Genomic DNA, 515 nt, shown 5'->3' on the forward strand with positions numbered 1-515 from the left:
GCGTAATAGCTCACTGATCGAGTCGTCCTGCGCGGAAGATGTAACGGGGCTAAGCTATATACCGAAGCTGCGGATGCACATTTATGTGCATGGTAGGAGAGCGTTCTGTAAGCCTGCGAAGGTGTCTCGGAAGGGATGCTGGAGGTATCAGAAGTGCGAATGCTGACATGAGTAGCGATAAAGGGGGTGAAAGGCCCCCTCGCCGTAAGCCCAAGGTTTCCTACGCAACGTTCATCGGCGTAGGGTGAGTCGGCCCCTAAGGCGAGGCAGAAATGCGTAGCTGATGGGAAGCAGGTCAATATTCCTGCACCATTGTTAGATGCGATGGGGGGACGGATCGCGGAAGGTTGTCCGGGTGTTGGAAGTCCCGGTCGCTGCATTGGAGAAGGCGCTTAGGCAAATCCGGGCGCAGGATTCAAGGGTGTGGCGCGAGCTCCTTAGGGAGCGAAGCAATTGGAAGTGGTTCCAAGAAAAGCCTCTAAGCTTCAGTCTAACGATGACCGTACCGCAAACCG

1 rRNA gene is annotated in these 515 nt (G+C 55.3%); it reads left to right on the forward strand.

Annotated features, from left to right (window positions below):
- Window positions 1-515: ribosomal RNA gene (locus BME24068_RS34845) — 23S ribosomal RNA — on the forward strand; the annotation flags it as partial.

It is taken from the genome of Burkholderia anthina (assembly GCF_902498995.1).
GTDB classification, from domain to species: domain Bacteria; phylum Pseudomonadota; class Gammaproteobacteria; order Burkholderiales; family Burkholderiaceae; genus Burkholderia; species Burkholderia anthina.